The following is a 20,474-nucleotide window of genomic DNA, read 5'->3' as shown; positions in this document are numbered from 1 at the left end:
CGAGTACGCACGAAAAAACCCGACCCCCTCGAAAGGGAGTCGGGCTTCTTCAGCGAGGGGCTGGACTCAGAAGTCCATGCCGCCCATGCCACCGGTCGGATCGCCGGCGGGCGCTCCGGCCTTTTCGGGCTTGTCGGCGACGACGGCCTCGGTGGTGAGGAACAGAGCCGCGATGGACGCTGCGTTCTGCAGTGCCGAGCGGGTGACCTTGACCGGGTCGTTGATGCCTGCAGCGAGCAGGTCCTCGTACTCGTTGGTCGCGGCGTTGAGGCCGTGACCGGCGGGCAGGTTGGCAACCTTGTCCGCAACGACGCCGGGCTCGAGGCCTGCGTTGAATGCGATCTGCTTGAGCGGAGCGGACAGCGCGACGCGAACGATGTTCACGCCGGTTGCCTCGTCACCGTCGAGCTTGAGGTTGTCGAGTGCGGGCGCTGCCTGGAGCAGTGCCACGCCGCCACCGGCGACGATGCCTTCTTCGACGGCTGCCTTGGCGTTACGCACTGCATCTTCGATGCGGTGCTTGCGCTCCTTGAGCTCGACCTCGGTTGCGGCTCCGGCCTTGATGACTGCAACGCCGCCGGCCAGCTTGGCCAGGCGCTCCTGCAGCTTCTCGCGGTCGTAGTCGGAATCGGAGTTCTCGATCTCGGCGCGGATCTGGTTGACGCGACCGGCGATGGCGTCGGAATCTCCCGAGCCCTCGACGATGGTGGTCTCGTCCTTGGTGATGACGACCTTGCGTGCCTGACCGAGCAGCTCGAGTCCGGCGGTCTCCAGGGAGAGGCCGACCTCTTCGCTGATGACCTCGCCACCGGTGAGGATGGCGATGTCGGCGAGCTGCGCCTTGCGACGGTCACCGAATCCGGGAGCCTTGACGGCGACGGACTTGAAGGTGCCACGGATCTTGTTCACCACGAGGGTGGAGAGAGCTTCGCCCTCGACGTCCTCGGCGATGATGACGAGCGGCTTGCCGGACTGGATGACCTTCTCCAGCAGTGGCAGCAGGTCCTTGACGGTGCTGATCTTGGAGCTGACGAGCAGGATGTACGCGTCTTCGAGGACGGCTTCCTGACGCTCTGCATCGGTGGCGAAGTACGCCGAGATGTAGCCCTTGTCGAAGCGCATGCCCTCGGTGAGCTCGAGCTGCAGGCCGAAGGTGTTGGACTCCTCGACCGTGATGACGCCTTCCTTGCCGACCTTGTCCATTGCCTCGGCGATGAGCTCGCCGATGGACGGGTCGCCTGCGGAGATGCCAGCGGTAGCAGCGATCTGCTCCTTGGTGTCGATCTCCTTGGCGGACGCGAGCAGAGCCTCGGTGACGGCTGCAACAGCCTTCTCGATGCCGCGCTTGAGGCCGAGCGGGTTCGCGCCGGCTGCGACGTTGCGCAGGCCTTCACGGACGAGTGCCTGGGCGAGAACGGTAGCGGTGGTGGTGCCGTCGCCTGCGACGTCGTCGGTCTTCTTGGCGACCTCCTTGACGAGCTCGGCACCGATCTTCTCGTAGGGATCTTCGAGCTCGATCTCCTTGGCGATGGAAACACCATCGTTGGTGATCGTGGGAGCTCCCCACTTCTTCTCGAGTACGACGTTGCGACCCTTGGGGCCCAACGTCACCTTTACTGCGTCGGCGAGGGCATTGAGGCCTCGCTCGAGGCCACGGCGTGCCTCTTCGTCGAACGCGATGATCTTGGCCATTGCGAAGTGATCCTCCGGATTGGGGGTGACACATTGCTGGCCGAGCTCGGTGCCCGCGACGGACGACCAGGGGTGTCGTTGATTCCCCGGCCTCACCGTGTCCCGACCTGGCACTCACGTGTCGAGAGTGCCAACTGCATTTCTAGCACTCGACCATGGCGAGTGCAAGGTCGTCCGCCTCGAGCAAACCACCACCGCCCCCGTGCCCGACGCCACCGCGCGACGCAGGTCTCGAGCAGATGCTCAGCCGAGCTGCCATTCGTCACACACTGTTCACACCCGTACGCGTTGTTAACATCCGAATACTGTGCATCGAACCCTCGGCGCTAATACCGTTGAGCGACAACAGCTTCGACGCCACAAAATTCGGACAAAACCCTACAAATCCGACAGTAAGGATCGAAACATGTCCGATACGGTCGACACCTCGTACGACAACTCGGCGATGGACCACGAGGAAGAGGGCTACCACAAGGGCCTCAAACCTCGGCAGTTGCAGATGATCGCGATCGGTGGCGCAATCGGCACCGGCCTGTTCCTCGGCGCGGGCGGACGCCTGGCCAGCGCCGGGCCCGGCCTCTTCCTCGCCTACGCACTCTGTGGAATCTTCGTCTTCTTCATTCTGCGTGCCCTCGGCGAGCTGGTGCTGCACCGTCCTTCGTCGGGCAGTTTCGTCTCCTACGCGCGTGAGTTCTTCGGCGAGAAAGCCGCTTTCGTCGCCGGGTGGATGTATTTCCTGAACTGGGCGATGACGGCCATCGTCGACGTCACCGCCATCGCGACGTACATGCATTACTGGGGCAGTTTCGAAGTGATCCCGCAGTGGGTCATCGCATTGATCGCGCTGGTCATCGTCATGAGCTTGAATCTCGTGTCGGTCAAGTGGTTCGGCGAGATGGAATTCTGGGCCGCCATCATCAAGGTCATCGCCTTGGTGACCTTCCTGATCGTGGGCGTCGTGTTCCTCGCGGGCCGAATTCCCGTCGGTACCCAGATGCCGGGCATCAGTCTCATCACCGACAACGGCGGGTTGTTCCCGTCGGGCGCGTGGCCGCTGGTCATCGTCATCTCCGGCGTCGTGTTCGCTTACGCCGCAGTCGAATTGGTGGGCACTGCCGCGGGTGAGACCGAGAACCCGGAGAAGATCATGCCGCGGGCGATCAACTCGGTCATCGCACGTATCGCACTGTTCTACGTCGGCTCGCTCGTACTGCTCGCACTGCTGATGCCGTACACCGCATACCAGTCCGGTACCTCACCGTTCGTGACGTTCTTCTCGAGTATCGGCCTCGGCGGCGCGGGCACCATCATGAACATCGTGGTGCTCACGGCGGCACTGTCTTCCCTGAACGCCGGCCTGTACTCGACCGGCCGCATCCTGCGGTCGATGGCCATGAACGGCAGCGCGCCGGAGTTCACCAAGAAGATGACCAAGGGCGGAGTGCCGTTCGGCGGCATTCTGCTCACCTGCTTCATCACCTTGTTCGGAGTCGCCCTCAACGCGATCGCCCCCGGCGAAGCGTTCGAGATCGTGCTCAACATGTCTGCACTGGGCATCATCGCCAGCTGGGCAACCATCGTCCTGTGCCAGATCCAGCTGTACCGCTGGTCCAAGAAGGGCATCGTGGAGCGGCCCAAGTTCCGCCTCTTCGGCGCGCCGTACACCAGCTACGCGACGCTGGTGTTCCTGTTCGGCGTGCTGGTACTGATGGCCTTCGACGCGCCTATCGGGTCGTGGACCATCGCCACCCTGGTGGTCATCATTCCCGCCCTGATCGGTGGCTGGTACTTGGTACGCACCAAGGTGCTCACGGTCGCCGAGGAACGCTTGGGCTACACCGGTCAGTACCCGGTGGTGGCGAATCGTCCGACCGAACCGGAGGAGTGACCCTTACACACCCCGAGGAACAGGGCCCCGCATCGACTCGATGCGGGGCCCTGCTCATGCCGTCAAGATGTCTGGACGGCCGATGGTCAATGTTTGATGCTGCATGAGGAACTGCCCCTGTGCTTCGAGTGCGCAGACCCGGGCCGTCGGATGGCCGATTTTCGATATAACGAGTCCAGCATCAGCACCCATGGCAGCATCAGACAAATCGGTCGGGAGCCGAACAAAACGAAAGCAGCCCACCACATGCGCACAACCCTGACCACAGCACTCGCCGTACTAACGGCGATACCCCTCGCATTCCTCAGCGCCGCACCAGCCACAGCCGCACCCGGCGACACAATCGCCGCATTCAGCACCACACCGAACCCAGACGGCAGCAACACCGTCACCGGCACCTTCACCTCCACACAACCCGGCTACTTTCCGTTCTACTGCGGCTTCGCAGAAGACGACAGCGGCGACGGCTTGCCAGGCGGCGAGATCCTCAATGCCGATGTGGACGTCGCGGACCCCCAGGACGCCGTGCTCACGATTTCCGATACCAGCGTCCCTGACGGCACCTACACAATCGCGTGGTTCTGCTACACAAGAACAATCGACAGTAACCAATACAGACAACTCGTAGATGGAACACCCGGATTCGGTGCGCTGTTCGGAGAAGGCCAAATGACCAGCGAACCAGTAACCCTCACAGTCGGCAGCGCCGCCCCCAGCTGCACCGGATCAGTCTGCCTCCCTACCGGATCAGCCTTCGGCTTCTGACTCGGTCGTATCCGAGGTCCCCGCAACCATGCGGCGGGTCATCGTCATGTCCTAGTCTCCCGCACGGGCAGCTCACCCGATCGTCAGGAGAACCTGAGCCATCTCGATCGAGTGAAGGGCGAACGCCGCACGGGCGGCTCCGGAACCCCGGCCTTCACTGCTGCCGCTACAGCGTCGCTGAGTTCCACACAGGTCTCGAAACGATCGGCGGGGTCCTTGGCCAACGCGCGTGCGACCACCGCGTCGAGACCCCGCGGTAGTGATCTCCGACGCCGCGTCACCGCGGGCGGCTCGGCCGACAGATGGGCTGCGGTGATCGCGAGTGGCGTGGCCAAGGGGTACGGCGTTCGCCCGGTGAGTAATTCGACCAGAGTCGCCCCCAGTGCGTAGACGTCGGTCTGCGCGCTCAGCACTTCCCCGCGGAGCAGTTCCGGTGCCGCGTAGTGGATGGACGCCAGCACCGTTCCGCCGACGACCAACGGCGTCGAGTCGTCGACCAGACGCGCAATTCCCCAGTCGGACAACAACACCTGCTCGTAGCCGTCCACCCGCTCGGTGGAGATGAGGATGTTCGACGGCTTGACGTCCCGGTGCAGGACGCCGTTCGAGTGGGCGTAGTCGAGCCCCTTGGCCACCTCGGCGACGATGCGCGCCACCCGGGAGACGTCGAGCGCGATCTGACCGCGAGCGACCAGCCGCGCCGCGCTGTACCCGTCGACGTAGTGCATCGACATCCACAGCTGGTGCTCGAACTCACCGTGTTCGTGCACCGACACGATGTTCGGATGCACCAACAGCGCGGCAACGGTGGCCTCGGTCCGAAACTTGGTGCGTAGTCGCGGTGACCGCGATGCGTCACGATCGAGAACCTTCAGCGCTTCGAGCCGATCGTGTCCGCGACCGAGGACCAGGTACACCTCACTCATGCCGCCGACGCCCAGGCGACGCTGCACTCGAAAGCCCGCAAACTCGGTGCCCGGCTGCAACCGACCGAGAGTCACGGAATCACCTGTGCAACAGCACTACTCGCGGCACATCGACTCCCACGAAGGACGACCGGGCGAGACCGCAACATCGACAGAACTGTAGTCCGTTCGGATCTTCGCGGCGACTCGGCAGACTGTCGACGCGGGCTTGTCTCCCCTGCTCACCGGCTCCGTCACGTTTCGTCGCCCGCGCCGACGTCGTTTATGGTGATTACCGGTACTTGACCAAAACAAGGGAAAAAGAACGGCAAACCGATAGTGGTCAGCCGATCACCTCGACTCGAGTTGTAAGGAAGTCAAGTAAGTGAAAGCAGTAAAAGAAGCGTGGGGCGGCCTGCTCAAGCCGGTCTTCGTCCCCGCATCTATCGTCATTTTTGTCATGATCGCCTTCTCGGTGATCTACGCCGGCACTGCTGCCGACGCATTCGACAATCTCAACAACGCCATCACCAGCGGAGTCGGCTGGTGGTACATCCTGGCCACCACCGGCTTCGTGCTGTTCGCGCTGTACTGCGGTCTGAGCAAAGTCGGCAACATCCGCCTCGGACGTGACGACGAGAAGCCCGAATTCGGCGTCCTGTCCTGGTTCGCGATGTTGTTCAGCGCCGGCATGGGCATCGGCCTGGTGTTCTACGGCGTCGCCGAGCCTCTTTCGCACTACGTCACACCACCCGAAGCAGGCGGCGTTCCCGGCAGCACCGACCCGGCAGCCCGTCAGGCGATGGAGCTGACCCTGTTCCACTGGGGTCTGCACGCCTGGGCCATCTACGTGGTGGTCGGCCTCGGGCTGGCCTACATGACCTACCGCAAGGGACGCCCGCTGTCCGTGCGTTGGCTGCTCGAGCCGCTTCTGGGGCGCAAGCGCATCGAGGGCGGCATCGGCCATGCGATCGACGCCGTCGCCATCATCGGCACGTTGTTCGGCGTTGCCACCTCGCTCGGATTCGGTGTGCAACAGATCTCGGCCGGCCTCGAGTACCTGGGTTGGGTCGATACCAACAACTGGGTGACGGTCATCATCATCGCCGGAGTCACCGGTCTCGCGACGTTCTCCGTCGTGTCCGGCGTCTCACGCGGTCTCAAATGGCTCTCCAACATCAACATGGGAATGGCCGCGGCTCTGGCAGTCTTCGTTCTGATTGCCGGACCGAGCCTGTTTCTCATGCAGTCGTGGGTGCAGAACCTCGGCGGCTACATCCAGGCGTTGCCCGAGTTGATGCTGCGCACATCACCGTTCTCCGACGACGGCTGGACCGGCGACTGGACCATCTTCTACTGGGGCTGGTGGATGAGCTGGGCGCCGTTCGTCGGCATGTTCATCGCCCGCATCTCACGCGGCCGCACCATCCGCGAGTTCGTGTTCGGAGTGCTGCTGGCACCGACGATCATCGGATCGCTGTGGTTCACGATCTTCGGTGATGCCGGCATCCTGCGTCAGCGCGAGAACGGCGACCTGTTGGTCGACGGTGCCGTCGACACCAACACGAGCCTGTTTCAGCTGCTCGACACGTTGCCGTTGGCCACGATCAGCAGCGTGCTGGCGATCTTCGTCATCGTGTTCTTCTTCGTGACGTCCTCCGACTCCGGCTCGCTGGTCATCGACATCCTTTCCACTGGCGGCGATCTAGAGCCCCCGAAGATCACCCGCGTGTACTGGTCGATTCTCGAAGGCGTGGCAGCGACGGTTCTGCTCCTCATCGGCGGAACAGGATCGTTGACGGCCTTGCAAACGATGTCGATAGCCACGGCCGTGCCGTTCTCGATCATTCTGGTGCTCGCGTGCGTGTCGATGCTCAAGGCCTTCCGCTACGACGTCGCCACCACCCCGCGGTACGTGCGCGTGACCACTACGCCGGAGGTCGCGGACAGCGAACAGGACCCAGCTCGGTCGACTCCGCGCAAGAGGGCGTCGGCAGGCATCTCGAGCACGTTCTCCGGCCTGACAGCGTCACGGGAGGGACTCACTTCGCCCGGTCGCACCGGGACCGTCGTGCTCGCGGTGCACGAGGTGTCCACCGAACAGCTCGAGGTTCATCCCGAGACCGGAGCCGTCGAATACTCGAGTAACAACGCTCCCGTCGATCCGCTGGGCGGCGAGGTGTTCGACACTCAGGAGTTCGCGGACTCGGCCGAGGGACAGAAAGACAGCAACCACCCCGGCTGACCGATCGATCCATCTCTGGCCCTCGCGACAGTGTTGCGGGGGTCAGAGGTTTTTCGAAGCCCAGTCGGTGAGCGCCTCGAGCGACGGCAACAGCGCCTCACCCGAGGTCGTCAGGCTGTACTCCACCGAGATGGGGGGCCCGTCCGTGACGGCGCGCGCCACCAGCCCCGCTTTGCCGAGTTCTCCGAGTCGCTCCGACAGCACCGAGTCACTGATGCCGCCGACGGCGCGGCGCAGGTCCGAGAATCCCATCGGCCCGTTCATCAGCGTCGCAAGAAGAATTCCGTTCCATCTCTTGCCGAGAAAGCCGAAGGCTTTGGTCAACGCTCCGTCACAGGCACGGGAGTCATGTGGCTGTTCGTTCGTGACCATGACTCCACCCTACCGAGGTGCTACAGTCCGCCTTGCTACTTCTGATTTACTAGTGGCCCCAGAAATGAAAGCAGGGATCATGTTCATCGCAACCCTCGTCGTCTCGGTACTGCTCGCCGTGGCGCTCACGTTCTCGGCAATCGGCAAACTGACGAAAAATCCCTCCGTCATCCCGATGCTCGAGCAGGTCGGCGTCCCCGCCGACAAGATTCCGTGGTTGGCCTACGCGGAGATACTCGGTGCCATCGGCCTCCTGGTCGGCCTGTTGGTCTGGCCCATCGGCGTGGCAGCTGCTGTCGGCGTCATCCTCTACTTCGTCGGTGCGGTTGCCGCGCACCTTCGCGCCAAGGACAAGGACTTCGCCCCAGCCGCCGGACTCGCCGTGTTCGCCGTCGTGGCGCTGGTTCTACGGGTGCTCAGCGCCTGACCAGTCGTAGTCCATCTGGCCCGCGGTGGCGAGGGCGTGATCCGCGCCCGCCCACCGCGCGACCAGATGCAGCGCGAGATCGAGGCCGGCACTGATACCGGCCGATGTCGCCAGATCGCCGTGATCGATGTACCGAACGCCCTCGTGCACAACGAGCGCGGGCCACCTTGTCCGCAGCAATTCCAGATCTTCCCAGTGTGTGGTGACCGGACGCGCGTCGAGCAGTCCCGCTGCCGCGAGCACGAACGCACCGGTGCACACCGACGCGACCACTTCTGCGGTGGGTCGAGTTCGCTGTAGCCACTCCAGGACTCGGCCGTCCGCTTCGACCGCGTCGACGACGCCGCCGGGAACCAAGACGAGGTCGTAGGTCCGCGGATCGTCGATCGTGGTGTCGACGCCGATCCTCATGCCACCTCGCGCGCGTACCGATCCGTCATCGAGCCCGACGAGCGCAACCTCGAAAGGCGCTGCGCTACCGGCACGTTCGGCTACCCGGTTGGCCACCGAGAACACCTCGAACGGCCCGCAGGCGTCGAGCACCTCGACGTCGTCGAACAACAGAATCGCAATGCTTCTCATGTCGCCTCAGCTACTCGTGGTCGAGACGATGACGGGCACCATGACCGCAGCCATCACCGCAGTGTTCACATCGGAGACGGCCTTGCGCACTGCCTCTCCTGCCCACTCACCCTCGGCAATCTCCTTGGCCCGCTTCTTCAACAGCTTCTTGTCCGCGTCTGTGATGACCTTGTGCGTGAGATCCACGGCCGAGACGAGCGAGATCAGGGCCGCGGAATGTGGCTCGGGAGTCGTGCCGTCGACGAGCGCGCTTCGTAGCGCATCTCGCAGCACCTTCTCCCGCGAGGTATCGCGCGCGGGCCACGTCGTCGTCGGGAACAACCCAAACACCTTGTCCTGCTTCTCGGTGACGAAACCCTGCGCCGCCAGACGCGCGGCCAGTTCCTTGGCCAGATTCTTCTGCGACTTCTCGATCACCTTCTGCGGCTTCATCGGCCGTGATGTCGTTGCCACGAGATCGAACACACGGCGCAGCAGTGCGTCTTCGGGCGGCTCCCCCGCCACGACCACGTGATCCTTCTTGATCTGCTCATCGGGGCCGGTGATGCGCAGCGATCCACTCATTGCGAGCTCGACGACCAACGCGCCGGCCAGCACGCGCGGCAATTTGGTGCTGTCTGCCGACGGTTTGCCCGACTCGTCGTCGAGCAACAACAGCAGCAGATCCTCCGCAATCAACGTCATGGAGCGAGATTACCCACAACGCGCGCCCGATTTGCGGTGTTCACCTTCTCGATACCCAGTGTTTCACCGGTGCCGAACGAGTCAGTTGATCAAACTCTGCCAGTTCGACGGCACCCGTTCACGCGGCCCGGGAACCGTCTGGTCGAGTGGATGATGCTGCGGGGGAGCAAGTTCGGGGCCGTCGTACATCTGCTCGTCGGCGTAGTTGTAGAACCATTCCTCGCCGGGCTCGTAGCTCCGCACGAACTGATGTCGAGTGGATTCGGCGTGCTTGCTGGCGTGCTGCGACGGCGAGGAATCGCAGCACCCGATATGACCGCACTGCGCACACCGACGCAGGTGCACCCACCAGCCCTGCGTCTGCGTGCACTCGACACAGCCGGGTCCGGACGGCGGAACCTGCGGGTCGATGCCTTCGATGGTCATGATGCCTCCTCGACAGCGGGTTGGACTGGCAGTCTCACGATGAAGCGCGTGTTCCCAGGTTCGGACACCACCTGCAGGTCACCCTGGTGCTTCTTCACCACGATGCGCCACGAGATGTCGAGGCCGAGACCCGTACCCTCGCCGACGGCCTTGGTGGTGAAGAACGGCTCGAAGATGCGTGACCGAATCTCCTGCGGCACACCGGGTCCGGTGTCGCAGATCTCGATCTGCACCTGATCCTCGTCCAAAGACGTGCGCACAGTCAGAACCCCCGACCCGTCCATCGCCTGCACGGCGTTGTCGATCAGGTTCGTCCACACCTGGTTGAGTTCGGCGGCATAGGCGGGGATGGGCGGCACCGCTGGATCGTATTCCTTGACCACCGCGATGTCGTCACCGATCTTCCGGCCCAACATGATCAGTGTGCTGTCGAGCAACTCCCGCACATCCACGGTCTGGTACGGCGCGCGGTCCATCTGCGAATACTGCTTCGCGGCACCGACCAGGGTGGAGATTCGCGTGGTCGAATCCGCGATCTCGTTCATCAGCAACTCGGTTTCGACCGTGTAGTTGAGCCACCGAATCGCGCCCTCGAGCATGGTCGGATCGTCGACGGTCGCCGATACACGATCGAGCCACGGCACATCGAGCCCCGCCGAGACGAACGTGGGGGCAAGATCCCAGCCGTCTCGAATATCTTTGTCCTCGAACCATTCTCCGAGTTCGTCCTCGCGGTCCGACGCCTCCATGGCCGTCAACTTGGGCGCCTTGGCCACCAACTCCACGGCCTCGTTCTGCAGTTCGACCAGACGCGCCAGGCTGGCGCGGTCGAGGGTTCCGCCGGCGATCATCGCCAACTTCTGCCGCATGTGCGCCACCCGATTACGCAACGCGGACGTCGCCCGCACCGCGGCCGCGGCCGGATTGTTGAGCTCGTGCGTCAACCCTGCCGACAGAGAACCCAACGCCAGCAATCGCTCTCGCTGTTCCACCACTTGCTTGGTGTTCTGATTTCCGAAGAACAATCCTTCGAGCAGATGCAGGGCCATCGGAAACCACTCGCGCACGATCGATGCGAAACAGTCCGCGTCGAGCACGAAGAAGCGCGAGGGCTCACTCACCCGCATCGAACCCTGGTACGTCTGCGGCACCCGATCACCCAGATATGCCTGCCACGCACCGGCATACACCCCGCGTTGCGACGTTCGGTTGATCACCAGATCCTCGCCGCCCGAGAGCTTCGAGAGGACAACCGCACCGTCCATCAACACGTAGAAGCACGTCGCCGGGTCGCCCTCGGCGTACACCGGTCCGGGTTCGATCGTCTCGATGCGCCCGTCCCGACACAGCTCCGCCAGCTGAGAGTCGGTGAGATGCTCGAACAGGAACAGCGTCCGCAACTCCTCCGGATCACACGCGAGCGTGCTCACGGGTTCGCCAGATATCTGTGCACCAACATCACGGCCATCGCTCCTTCTCCCACTGCCGACGCGACACGTTTGGCCGAGTCGGATCGAACGTCCCCGGCCGCGAACACCCCGGGCACACTCGTCTCGAGGTGATGCGGAAGTCGGGTGGGCGTCCACCCGGCGGGTCCGCGTCCGTCGGTGACGAGATCCGGTCCGGTGACCACAAATCCATGATCGTCCCGAACGAGCACTCCGTCGAGCCACTCGGTACGCGGGGCAGCCCCGATGAACAGGAACAGGTACTGCGCGTCGACCGTCGAGGTCTCGTCGGTGGCCCGGTTGCGCAGCGTGATCGACTCCAGGTGACCGTCGCCTGCCACGCCCGCGACCTCGGTACACGGCCGAACGCTGATCTTCGGATTCTCTTCGATCTGCTTGATCAGGTAGTACGACATCGACGCTTCCAGCGAGGTGGCACGGATCAGAATGGTGACCGACCTGGCTCCGCGCGAGAGGTACACCGCTGCCTGACCGGCCGAGTTCGCGCCGCCCACGATGTAGACATCCTGCTCGGCACAGCGTGCGGCCTCGGTCATCGCAGACCCGTAGAACACACCCCGGCCGGTGAAGTCGTCGATTCCGGGTGCGTCCAATCGTCGATAGGCGACGCCGGTGGACAGGATGATCGTCTGCGCACTGATACTGCGGCCGTCGGCGAACCGCACGGTACGCGCGGATCCGTTGACGTCGAGACCCACTACGTCCTGCGTGGTGACGACCTCGGCACCGAACTTCAACGCCTGCCGCCGGGCTCGCTCGGCCAGCTGCGCACCCGAGACCCCGTCGGGAAATCCCAGGTAATTCTCGATGCGAGAGCTCTGACCGGCCTGACCGCCCGTCGCGGTCCGCTCGATCAGCGTCGTCCGCAGACCCTCCGACGCGCCGTACAGAGCCGCTCCGAGTCCTGCCGGACCGCCGCCGATCACGACGAGATCGTAGAACTCCTCCGACGGCGACACGGTCAGACCGAGCCGGTTACCGAGTTCGGCGTCGGACGGTTCGATCAACGCATCACCCTCGGTGGTGATGACCACCGGTAGTCGGTCGTCTGCCACACCTGCCGCGGCCAGCAGTCGCGCGCCCTCGGACTCGTCGGACATGTACCAGCGGTAGGGCAGTTGATTGCGGGCGAGGAACTCGCGAATTTCCGACGACCGCGCAGACCAGCGGTGGCCGACGATCTTGGTGTCCTCGACGGCGCGGTGGTCGTACGCGCACCAGGCCTCGAGTTGGGCGTCGAGCACGGGGTAGAGCTTTTCCTCGGGCGGATCCCACGGCTTGAGCAAGTAGTAATCCAGGTCGATGACGTTGATGGCGTCGATCGCCGCGTCCGTATCCGCGTAGGCGGTGAGCAGAATGCGGCGGGCCGTAGGGAAAAGGTCCATCGCCTGTTCGAGAAATTCCATGCCGCTCATCTGGGGCATGCGGTAGTCGGCCAACAGAATCGCGACCGGGGTGCCGCGCAGCGTGAGTTCTTTGAGTGCGTCCAGTGCCCCGGCACCGGATTCGGCGCGCACGATGCGGTACTGCTCGCCGTAGCGGCGGCGCAGGTCGCGGGCGACCGACCTCGATACTCCGGGATCGTCGTCGACACTGAGAATGACCGGTTTCATGACCCTCCAGGACTGATGCTCACCAACCTCATGAGCATGCCACCGGCTCGCCCCGAATGGGAGGCAAGCGGGCCTGGAAACAGCAGGGTCAGATTCGGCCGCGTCTGATCAGATCGAGTTCGTGTGGGGTGAGGAGTCGTTCGAGCTTCTCGGCCGGCCAGGTGCGCGGGCTCCCGCTCATCCTGGCGGTCTTCAACAGGGGTAGATCACTGCTGGTACGACGCATTATCGACTGTAATTTCACGGTGGATCACTCCGAACAATTTCTTCGTTGGTCCCGACACTCCGCTTGCTACATCGGTCAGTGTCCGCTCGGTGTTAACGCAGCAGTGGGATCTCGTGCGGCGTTTCGTGGGGAAACACGGTTTCTCGGGCCCCTCCTCGGGGTAAACATTTCTTCAAATCAACTGATCGGGGAACGTTCGTGAACACGTCGGGAAAGTCTGTGGCCAACACCGTTCAAGACAACGGTGCATTCGAGAAAGCGGCGCGCGCCGGCCACTTCGTCAGCGGAGTGCTGCACATCCTCATCGGATACATCGCGATCCGGCTGGCGTTCGGTCAGGCGGGTAACGCCGACCAGTCCGGCGCGCTCGCCGAACTGGCCGACAAGCCCGGCGGAAAGATCGCCCTGTGGGTGGCCGTGGTCGCCTTTGTCGCATTGGCCCTGTGGCGAATCGTCGAAGCGATCGTCGGCAAGAAATCCGACGCCGACGAGGGAAGTGCGCTCGATCGTCTCAAGGCTGCGGCACTGGCCGTCGTCTACATCGCGTTCGCGTTCTCCACCTACGGTTTCGCGACCGGTTCCGGAAAGTCCAGTGGCCAGCAGAACGCCGGCTACTCGGCCCGGTTGATGGAATCCGGCGGCGGCAAGCTGGTGCTGATCGTCGTCGCCCTCGTCGTCATCGGTGTGGGCGGCTACCACGTCTACAAGGGCGTCTCGAAGAACTTCCTCGATGATCTCGAAGGCCACCAGAGCGGCGCCGTCGTCAAACTCGGTATCGCCGGATACGCAGCCAAGGGCACGGCGCTGGTCGGGGCAGGCATCCTCGTCGTCGTGGCGGTACTGCAGTCCGATCCCTCCAAGGCCACCGGAATCGACGGTGCCGTCAAGACACTGGGTGCCCAGCCGTACGGGCAGGTTCTGCTGGTCCTCGCCGGAGTGGGAATTGCGCTCTACGGGCTGTACGCATTCGTGCTGGCTCGCTTCGCTCGCATGTGAGCGGGAGTGGAGCTCGCTTCGCTCGCAGGTGAGCGGTAACTCGTAGCACGGTACGAAGTTCCGCTCACCTAGCTGGCCAACTGTGTCCGCTGACACATAGGATGCGCACGATTGTGTGTGACAGTCAGTTGCACTTACCACGACCAATTGGAGGCCCACGTTGAGCAAGACTCTCGAAGCCACGATCGATATCGCCGCGAGCCCCGAGACGGTCTGGTCGATCGTCTCCGACCTCCAGCGCATGGGCGAATGGAGCCCGCAGTGCAAGAAGATGAAGGTCCTCGGCGGACCGGTCGGCAAGGGCACCAAGACGCTCAACGTCAACCGCAAGGGCCTGCTCGTCTGGCCGACGACGTCCAAGGTCGTCACCTTCGAGCCCAACCGTGAACTCGCGTTTCGCGTCGTCGAGAACAAGACGATTTGGTCCTACACCCTGACCCCCACCGCCACCGGAACCACCGTCGTCGAGAAGCGGGAGGCACCCAGCGGCACGTCGGCGGTGTCGTCGTTGCTGGTCAAGCGCATCCTCGGCGGCATCGACCAGTTCGACGTCGAACTCGTAGAGGGTATGAACAGCACCCTGCGCCGCATCAAGGTCGAGAGCGAGAAGCTGGGAAAAAAATAATTCTTCTCAGGAAGGTTTCAGGTTTGTTTCCCTCGGGCATCCGTCGTTTCGACAAGCAAACGACACGAACGGAAAGTGGGGGCAACATATGTTGGGTCTCGGATTCATCGGCTGGATCATCATCGGCGGACTTGCAGGTTGGATCGGCAGCAAGATCATGAAGACGGATGCTCAGATGGGCATCATCCTGAACATCGTCGTCGGCATCATCGGTGGCCTGATCGGCGGATACCTGCTCAAGGTCTTCGGCGTCGACGTCGAAGGTGGCGGACTGATCTTCAGCTTCATCACCTGCATCCTCGGCGCAGTTATCCTGCTCTTCCTGGTCAAGCTCGTGACAGGTCGCAGCCGCGTCTGATCGACTCGCAGCTCCCGACTGCCGGGGCACCTCACGTACGCTGTGAGGGCCTCGGCAGTCGTGCGTCTGCGACTCGATTGCTCCAGCACCACGACCTGCCAACACCTGTCCGACGAAAAGTTAGAGGAGACCGTGGCACGCCGTCCCGCCCCGATTGGTCAACCGCCCCGCACCGGAGTGGCTCACATCGTCGACTTGGTCCGTGAAACGGTTCCACCGCTACACCCAGCAGGGCTTCCGTTCGTCGGTGGTCCGCTCGCAGTTGCAGTGCTCGGCCGCCGCTCGAAGTGGGTTCGCAATGCCGGCCTCGTCGCCGCCGGAGCCTGCGCCACCTTCTTCCGCCACCCGTCACGGGTGCCGCCGAACCGCCCCGGCGTCGTCGTAGCCCCGGCCGACGGTCTCGTCACGCTCGTCGATACTGCGGTCCCGCCGGCCGAGCTCGATCTCGGCTCCGAGCCGGTCCCGCGCGTGAGCATCTTCCTCTCGGTCCTGGACGTGCACGTACAGCGTGTTCCCGTCGGCGGGCGAGTGATGGAGGTCGTTCATCGCCGCGGCCAGTTCAAATCCGCTGATCTAGCCGAAGCCAGCGAAGTCAACGAACGCAACAGCATGCACATCAGGACCGACTCCGGTCAGGACGTCGCCGTCGTGCAGATCGCCGGTCTCATCGCGCGACGCATCATCAACAACGCCAAGGTGGGCGATACCCTCTCGATCGGCGACACGTACGGCCTGATCCGATTCGGCTCACGCGTCGACACCTACTTCCCTGCGGGCACGACGCTGCTGGTCGAGCGCGGCCAACGCGCAGTCGGTGCCGAGACGGTCCTCGCCGAGCTGTCGCAGTAGACACCGACATGATCACCAGACGCGCCAAGCCGCCTGCTGCCATCCGTCTGCTCCCGTCCGTCGTCACGATTCTCGCGCTGTGCTCCGGCCTGTCCGCGGTCAAGTTCGCCCTCGACGGTCAGCTCGGCACCGCACTCGCCATGATCGGTGCCGCCGCCATTCTCGACGCGTTGGACGGGCGAATCGCGCGTCTGCTCGACGCCACCAGCAAGATCGGTGCCGAACTGGACTCGCTGTCCGACGCCATCTCGTTCGGCGTCGCCCCGGCACTGGTCCTGTACGTCACGTTGCTCGAGGGCAGCAGCGGCGGCTGGATCGTCGCACTGGTCTATGCGGTGAGCATCGTTCTCCGGCTGGCCCGCTTCAACACCTTGCTCGACGAGGATGACACCCCCGCGTACGCCCGCGAATACTTCACCGGCGTTCCCGCACCCGCCGGGGCACTCATCGCGCTGGCCCCGATCGCCGCATTCGAGGAATTCGGCGACGGCTGGTGGGCATCGTTCTACGTCGTCGCCGGATGGTCGATCGTCACCGCGGCTCTGATCGTCAGCCGCATCCCCACCCTCGCGCTCAAGACGGTCTCGGTCCCGCCTCGGTTGGCGGCCATCCTGCTGGTTCTGGTGGCCCTGCTCGCCGCCGCGCTCATCACCTTCCCGCTGGTTCTCCTGATGGGATTGGTGCTGGCCTACCTGGTCCACATCCCGTTCGCGGTGCGATCACAGCGCTGGACTGCCGCGCGCCCGTACACGTGGGACGCCAAGCCGGCCGAGCGCCGCGCCGAGCGACGGGCCATCCGACGCGCGCCGGGTAACAATCGGCGGTCGCAGGCACGCCTGGGACTGCGTCGGCCTCGTAGTTAGCGCCTCGCCGCTACTGTTGACCGTGTGACCGATTCTGGATCGAAGGCACCCGAGCTCGTTCTCACCGCCCGACTGAACACCTCGGCGGCCGACGCCAGACGAGGCGTCGTGCGACTGCATCCGGAGGTACTCGCCGCCCTCGGCCTGCGGGAGTGGGATGCGTTGTCGCTCATCGGTTCTCGGCGTACTGCGGCCGTCGTCGCTGCGGCTCCCGAGGGTTCGCCACAGGGCACCGCACTGCTGGACGACGTCACTCTCTCCAATGCCGGCTTGCGCGAAAATGCCACTGTCGCAGTCGCGCCCGTCACCGTCTACGGCGCCAAGACCGTCACGGTGACCGGCTCCGCGCTCGCCACCGGTTCCATCTCCGACGCCACCCTGCGACAAGCGTTGCTCGGCAAGGTGTTGACGGTGGGCGACACGGTATCTCTGCTCCCCCGCGACCTGGGCCCCGGTACGTCGACGAGTTCGGCGACGCAGGCACTGTCGAGGACGTTCGGGGTTGCCTGGACCACCGAACTGTTGACGGTCTCGGCCGTCGACCCGTCGGGTGGGCCGGTGAGTGTTCAGCCCAACTCGGCGGTGAGCTGGGGAACCGGCACCGTGGCTGCTTCCGGTACAACACAATCCGCGTCGCATGCGCCCAGGGCTGCTCCCCCACGAGTGAGCGCTGCTGATCTTGTGGGCGTGAACGTTCAGTCCGCCAAGCTGACCGAGTGGCTGCGGTTGGCCTTGGACGAATCGGAACTGCTGGCCACACTCGGCGCGTCGCCGCATCTGGGAGTGCTGATCACCGGGCCGGGTGGGGTGGGCAAGGCCACGTTGGCCCGCGCGGTGATCGGTGAGCGGGCCTGCGTCGTACTGGACGGTCCGTCGATCGGCGCGCTCGAGGCGTCCGCTCGCGTCGAGCGAGTCACTGCGGCGGTGGACGAACTCGCCGGCTCCGGGGTTCTCATGATCACCGACGTGGACGCACTGTTGCCGTCCGATCCCGAACCGGCGTCGACCTTCGTGCTCGACGTGCTGCGCCGGGCCGTCGACACTCCGGGGCTGGCGCTGATCGCGACGACCGCGCATCCCGAGGCCACCGACGCCCGACTCCGGGGCCAGGACCTGTGCGATCGCGAGCTCACGCTCACCCTGCCCGACGCCGCCGGCCGCAAGGGATTGCTCGAACACTTGCTGAAGAAGGTGCCGCAGAACGACGTCGATCTTGTCGAGATCGCTTCACGAACACCGGGTTTCGTAGTCGCGGATCTCGCTGCACTGACACGTGAGGCGGCGTTGCGTGCCGCGGCCCGCGCGTCGGATAGCTCGGCCGCAGCGTCATTGACTCAGGACGATCTGGTGGGCGCTCTGCAGGTGATCCGCCCGCTGTCACGTTCGGGTAGTGAGGAGCTCGCGATCGGCAGCCTGTCCCTCGAGGACGTCGGCGACATGGTCGAGACCAAGCAGGCACTCACCGAGGCGGTGCTGTGGCCGCTTCGTCATCCGGATTCGTTCGCGCGCTTGGGAATCGAACCGCCGCGCGGTGTGCTGCTCTACGGTCCACCCGGGTGCGGCAAGACATTCCTCGTGCGCGCTCTCGCCAGCTCCGGCCAGCTCAGCGTGCACTCGGTCAAAGGCGCAGAGCTGATGGACAAGTGGGTCGGCTCCTCGGAAAAGGCTGTGCGAGAGCTCTTTCAGCGGGCCCGCGATTCTGCCCCCTCGCTCATCTTCCTCGACGAGGTCGATGCGCTCGTACCCCGGCGCGGGCAGAGCTCGGATTCGGGCGTCGGTGATCGGGTCGTGGCAGCGCTGCTGACCGAGCTCGACGGCGTCGAACCGTTGCGTGACGTGGTGGTCCTGGGAGCAACCAACCGGCCCGATCTGATCGACCCGGCTCTGCTGCGGCCCGGCCGGCTCGAGCGTCTGGTGTTCGTGCCGCCGCCGGATTCCGATGCCCGGGTGGACATCCTGAAGGCGTCGGGCAAGTCCATTCCGCTGGCCGAGGACGTCGATCTGGAATCTCTCGCCCGCGATCTCGACGGTTACTCCGCCGCCGATTGCGCGGCGCTGCTGCGCGAGGCGGCATTGACGGCGATGCGTCGGTCGATGGATGCCGCCGCCGTCACTGCTGCCGATGTCGCCACTGCTCGGGCGACGGTCAAGCCGTCACTCGATCCCGAGCAGGTGGCGCATCTGCAGGCCTACGGGAGTGCCTAGCGGCAGTGGCGTGGTTGAGTGCCCTCTGAGGCACTTAAACACGCCACTGCGGCGGAGCCGCACTCACTTCCAGCGGGCGAGGACCTCTTCGGCGCGCTTGGCGAGCACCATCTGGAAGATCGGTCCGAAGCTGATGCGACCGACACCGAGGGATGCGAAGTGCGAGAGATCGCCCTCGGCGGGGTTGGCGATGGCGTTGATCGGCAGCGGGAGTTCCTCGGCCAGACGCTTGTAGTCGGCGTCGTTGTGGAAACCGACAGGGTAGAGCGAGTCGGCTCCGGCAGCGGCGGCCAGCTTCAGACGCGCGATGGCGCGGTCGACGCGATCGTTCTCGTCGCCGATCTCCTTGACGAACAGGTCAGTGCGGGCGTTGATGACCACGTGCACGTCGGTGGCGTCGGACGCCGCGCGCAGTGCTCCGACGAAGTCGGCGTGCTCCTGCGCCTCACGGAGGCGTCCGCCCTCGCTGTGGACGGTGTCCTCGATGTTGAGGCCGACGGCTCCGGCCGAGATCAGTCCGTCGATCAGGCGCTTGGGGTCCTCGCCGTAGCCGGATTCGATGTCGACCGAGAGCGGTGCGTCGACGGCTCCGGAGATCTGCGTGATGCGGGCGAGGAGTTCGTCGAAGGTGATGCCCTCGTTGTCCGGCTTGCCGATGGAGTCCGAGACCGGGTGACTGCCGACGGTCAGCGCAGTGAATCCGGCGGAGACGGCAAGGTTGGCGGACCAGGCGTCCCACACCGTCGGCAACACGACCGGGTTGCCCGGCTTGTGCAGCTCGAGCAGGGTGGTGGCTTTCTGGGACAGGTTCGTCATAAAAGACTCCTTCGCGGTGGCTGTGGAGAACGTACGTTCTCTCGACAACCAACATACGCGCTTCAGTCGATCAAATCGAGGGCTTTCATCCGGTCGAACACCATCAGCGATCCCGGCGCGACGTCGGGCATCGCGGCGTACTCGTCCCGGGTGAAGTACCTGATCTCGGCAATTTCGCTGGTCGGCGACGGTTCGCCCACCAGATCGGCCAGAAAGCAGGTGATCTCGAGCGGTGTTCCCGTCGGATGTCCCCAGGCCTCGCACTCGAACACTCCGAGGAGCCGAGCTTCGATCACTGCGACGTCCAGTTCTTCCCTGATCTCCCGGTGCAATGCCTGCTCTGACGTCTCACCGGGGTCGATCTTGCCGCCCGCCATGTAGAACGCGGATTTGCCAACCGATCGCGCCTGGATCATTCGACGGTCCCGAACGTAGGCCAACCCGGCCGTCCGAATGAGCCTCTCACCG

Annotated in this window: 20 protein-coding genes; 10 read left to right on the top strand and 10 right to left on the bottom strand. The window is 64.3% G+C overall.

From position 1 onward, the window contains the following. Positions 1 to 66: 66 nt before the first annotated feature. Complete coding sequence (gene groL, locus CH305_RS13455) at positions 67 to 1,692, bottom strand: chaperonin GroEL (RefSeq protein WP_032380280.1); 1,626 nt, start codon at positions 1,690 to 1,692, stop codon at positions 67 to 69. A 406-nt stretch (positions 1,693 to 2,098) separates the two neighbouring features. Between groL and CH305_RS13450 the strand changes: the two genes are divergently transcribed. Both CH305_RS13450 and CH305_RS13445 read left to right on the top strand, forming a co-directional pair. Continuing rightward, positions 2,099 to 3,580 carry an amino acid permease gene (locus CH305_RS13450; protein WP_032380279.1) on the top strand — a complete coding sequence of 494 codons (1,482 nt, stop codon included), beginning with the start codon at positions 2,099 to 2,101 and terminating at the stop codon, positions 3,578 to 3,580. A gap of 150 nt (positions 3,581 to 3,730) precedes the next feature. Continuing rightward, positions 3,731 to 4,345, top strand: coding sequence for a hypothetical protein (locus tag CH305_RS13445; RefSeq protein ID WP_037148824.1), 615 nt, complete (start codon positions 3,731 to 3,733; stop codon positions 4,343 to 4,345). 83 nt (positions 4,346 to 4,428) lie between these two features. Here the strand turns inward: CH305_RS13445 and CH305_RS13440 are convergent, their stop codons facing one another. Then, on the bottom strand, positions 4,429 to 5,346 hold the full coding sequence (locus CH305_RS13440; protein ID WP_094703938.1) for a serine/threonine-protein kinase: 918 nt from the start codon (positions 5,344 to 5,346) through the stop codon (positions 4,429 to 4,431). Between the two features lie 289 nt (positions 5,347 to 5,635). Between CH305_RS13440 and CH305_RS13435 the strand changes: the two genes are divergently transcribed. Continuing rightward, positions 5,636 to 7,495: a BCCT family transporter gene (locus CH305_RS13435; RefSeq protein WP_179278282.1), complete on the top strand. Its 1,860-nt coding sequence runs from the start codon at positions 5,636 to 5,638 to the stop codon at positions 7,493 to 7,495. 42 nt (positions 7,496 to 7,537) lie between these two features. On the opposite strand, the gene CH305_RS13430 is transcribed toward CH305_RS13435, so the two are convergent. Then, positions 7,538 to 7,867, bottom strand: a complete 330-nt coding sequence (locus tag CH305_RS13430; protein ID WP_032380276.1) for a helix-turn-helix domain-containing protein — start codon at positions 7,865 to 7,867, stop codon at positions 7,538 to 7,540. Positions 7,868 to 7,946: 79 nt separating this feature from the next. Here CH305_RS13430 and CH305_RS13425 point away from each other — a divergent pair, with 79 nt between their 5' ends. Next, positions 7,947 to 8,294 carry a DoxX family protein gene (locus CH305_RS13425; RefSeq protein ID WP_032402070.1) on the top strand — a complete coding sequence of 116 codons (348 nt, stop codon included), beginning with the start codon at positions 7,947 to 7,949 and terminating at the stop codon, positions 8,292 to 8,294. On the opposite strand, the gene CH305_RS13420 is transcribed toward CH305_RS13425, so the two are convergent. From CH305_RS13420 to CH305_RS13400, 5 genes are all read right to left on the bottom strand, one after another. Beyond that, entirely contained in the window at positions 8,274 to 8,876 is a 603-nt protein-coding gene (locus CH305_RS13420) for a DJ-1/PfpI family protein (RefSeq protein WP_032401781.1), read from the bottom strand. The genes CH305_RS13425 and CH305_RS13420 overlap by 21 nt on opposite strands. Positions 8,877 to 8,882: 6 nt before the next feature. Then, positions 8,883 to 9,560 carry a GPP34 family phosphoprotein gene (locus CH305_RS13415; protein WP_094703937.1) on the bottom strand — a complete coding sequence of 226 codons (678 nt, stop codon included), beginning with the start codon at positions 9,558 to 9,560 and terminating at the stop codon, positions 8,883 to 8,885. An 81-nt stretch (positions 9,561 to 9,641) separates the two neighbouring features. After that, entirely contained in the window at positions 9,642 to 9,986 is a 345-nt protein-coding gene (locus CH305_RS13410) for a UBP-type zinc finger domain-containing protein (protein ID WP_032380273.1), read from the bottom strand. After that, positions 9,983 to 11,416 (bottom strand): ATP-binding protein, encoded by a 1,434-nt coding sequence (locus CH305_RS13405; protein WP_032401779.1) that lies wholly within the window; start codon positions 11,414 to 11,416, stop codon positions 9,983 to 9,985. The genes CH305_RS13410 and CH305_RS13405 overlap by 4 nt, the downstream gene beginning before the upstream one ends. Further along, complete coding sequence (locus CH305_RS13400; RefSeq protein ID WP_037148826.1) at positions 11,413 to 13,068, bottom strand: FAD-dependent oxidoreductase; 1,656 nt, start codon at positions 13,066 to 13,068, stop codon at positions 11,413 to 11,415. The genes CH305_RS13405 and CH305_RS13400 overlap by 4 nt, the downstream gene beginning before the upstream one ends. Before the next feature lie 424 nt (positions 13,069 to 13,492). On the opposite strand from CH305_RS13400, the gene CH305_RS13395 reads away from it, so the two are divergent. From CH305_RS13395 to CH305_RS13370, 6 genes are all read left to right on the top strand, one after another. Then, on the top strand, positions 13,493 to 14,290 hold the full coding sequence (locus tag CH305_RS13395) for a DUF1206 domain-containing protein (protein ID WP_032401777.1): 798 nt from the start codon (positions 13,493 to 13,495) through the stop codon (positions 14,288 to 14,290). Positions 14,291 to 14,450: 160 nt separating this feature from the next. Next, entirely contained in the window at positions 14,451 to 14,915 is a 465-nt protein-coding gene (locus CH305_RS13390; protein WP_037148827.1) for an SRPBCC family protein, read from the top strand. Between the two features lie 88 nt (positions 14,916 to 15,003). Further along, positions 15,004 to 15,273, top strand: coding sequence for a GlsB/YeaQ/YmgE family stress response membrane protein (locus CH305_RS13385; RefSeq protein ID WP_032393780.1), 270 nt, complete (start codon positions 15,004 to 15,006; stop codon positions 15,271 to 15,273). Positions 15,274 to 15,405: 132 nt separating this feature from the next. Then, entirely contained in the window at positions 15,406 to 16,122 is a 717-nt protein-coding gene (locus tag CH305_RS13380) for a phosphatidylserine decarboxylase (RefSeq protein WP_032401775.1), read from the top strand. Between the two features lie 8 nt (positions 16,123 to 16,130). Then, positions 16,131 to 16,985, top strand: coding sequence for a CDP-diacylglycerol--serine O-phosphatidyltransferase (gene pssA / locus CH305_RS13375; RefSeq protein ID WP_032380268.1), 855 nt, complete (start codon positions 16,131 to 16,133; stop codon positions 16,983 to 16,985). Between the two features lie 24 nt (positions 16,986 to 17,009). After that, the gene (locus CH305_RS13370) at positions 17,010 to 19,190 is read left to right on the top strand and encodes an AAA family ATPase (RefSeq protein ID WP_094703936.1); all 2,181 of its coding nucleotides are present in this window, start codon (positions 17,010 to 17,012) and stop codon (positions 19,188 to 19,190) included. Positions 19,191 to 19,253: 63 nt separating this feature from the next. Here CH305_RS13370 and CH305_RS13365 read toward each other — a convergent pair whose 3' ends face one another. Together CH305_RS13365 and CH305_RS13360 are read right to left on the bottom strand one after the other, a co-directional pair. Further along, positions 19,254 to 20,006, bottom strand: coding sequence for an isocitrate lyase/phosphoenolpyruvate mutase family protein (locus tag CH305_RS13365; protein ID WP_037148829.1), 753 nt, complete (start codon positions 20,004 to 20,006; stop codon positions 19,254 to 19,256). 62 nt (positions 20,007 to 20,068) lie between these two features. Continuing rightward, positions 20,069 to 20,422 (bottom strand): NUDIX domain-containing protein, encoded by a 354-nt coding sequence (locus CH305_RS13360; RefSeq protein WP_094704001.1) that lies wholly within the window; start codon positions 20,420 to 20,422, stop codon positions 20,069 to 20,071. Between the last annotated feature and the right edge of the window lie 52 nt (positions 20,423 to 20,474).

This window comes from Rhodococcus sp. 15-649-2-2 (assembly GCF_002258645.1).
Classification (GTDB): Bacteria; Actinomycetota; Actinomycetes; order Mycobacteriales; family Mycobacteriaceae; genus Rhodococcoides.
The sequence above is the reverse complement of the archived record's forward strand: the minus strand, read 5'-3'. Positions and strand labels throughout refer to the sequence as shown.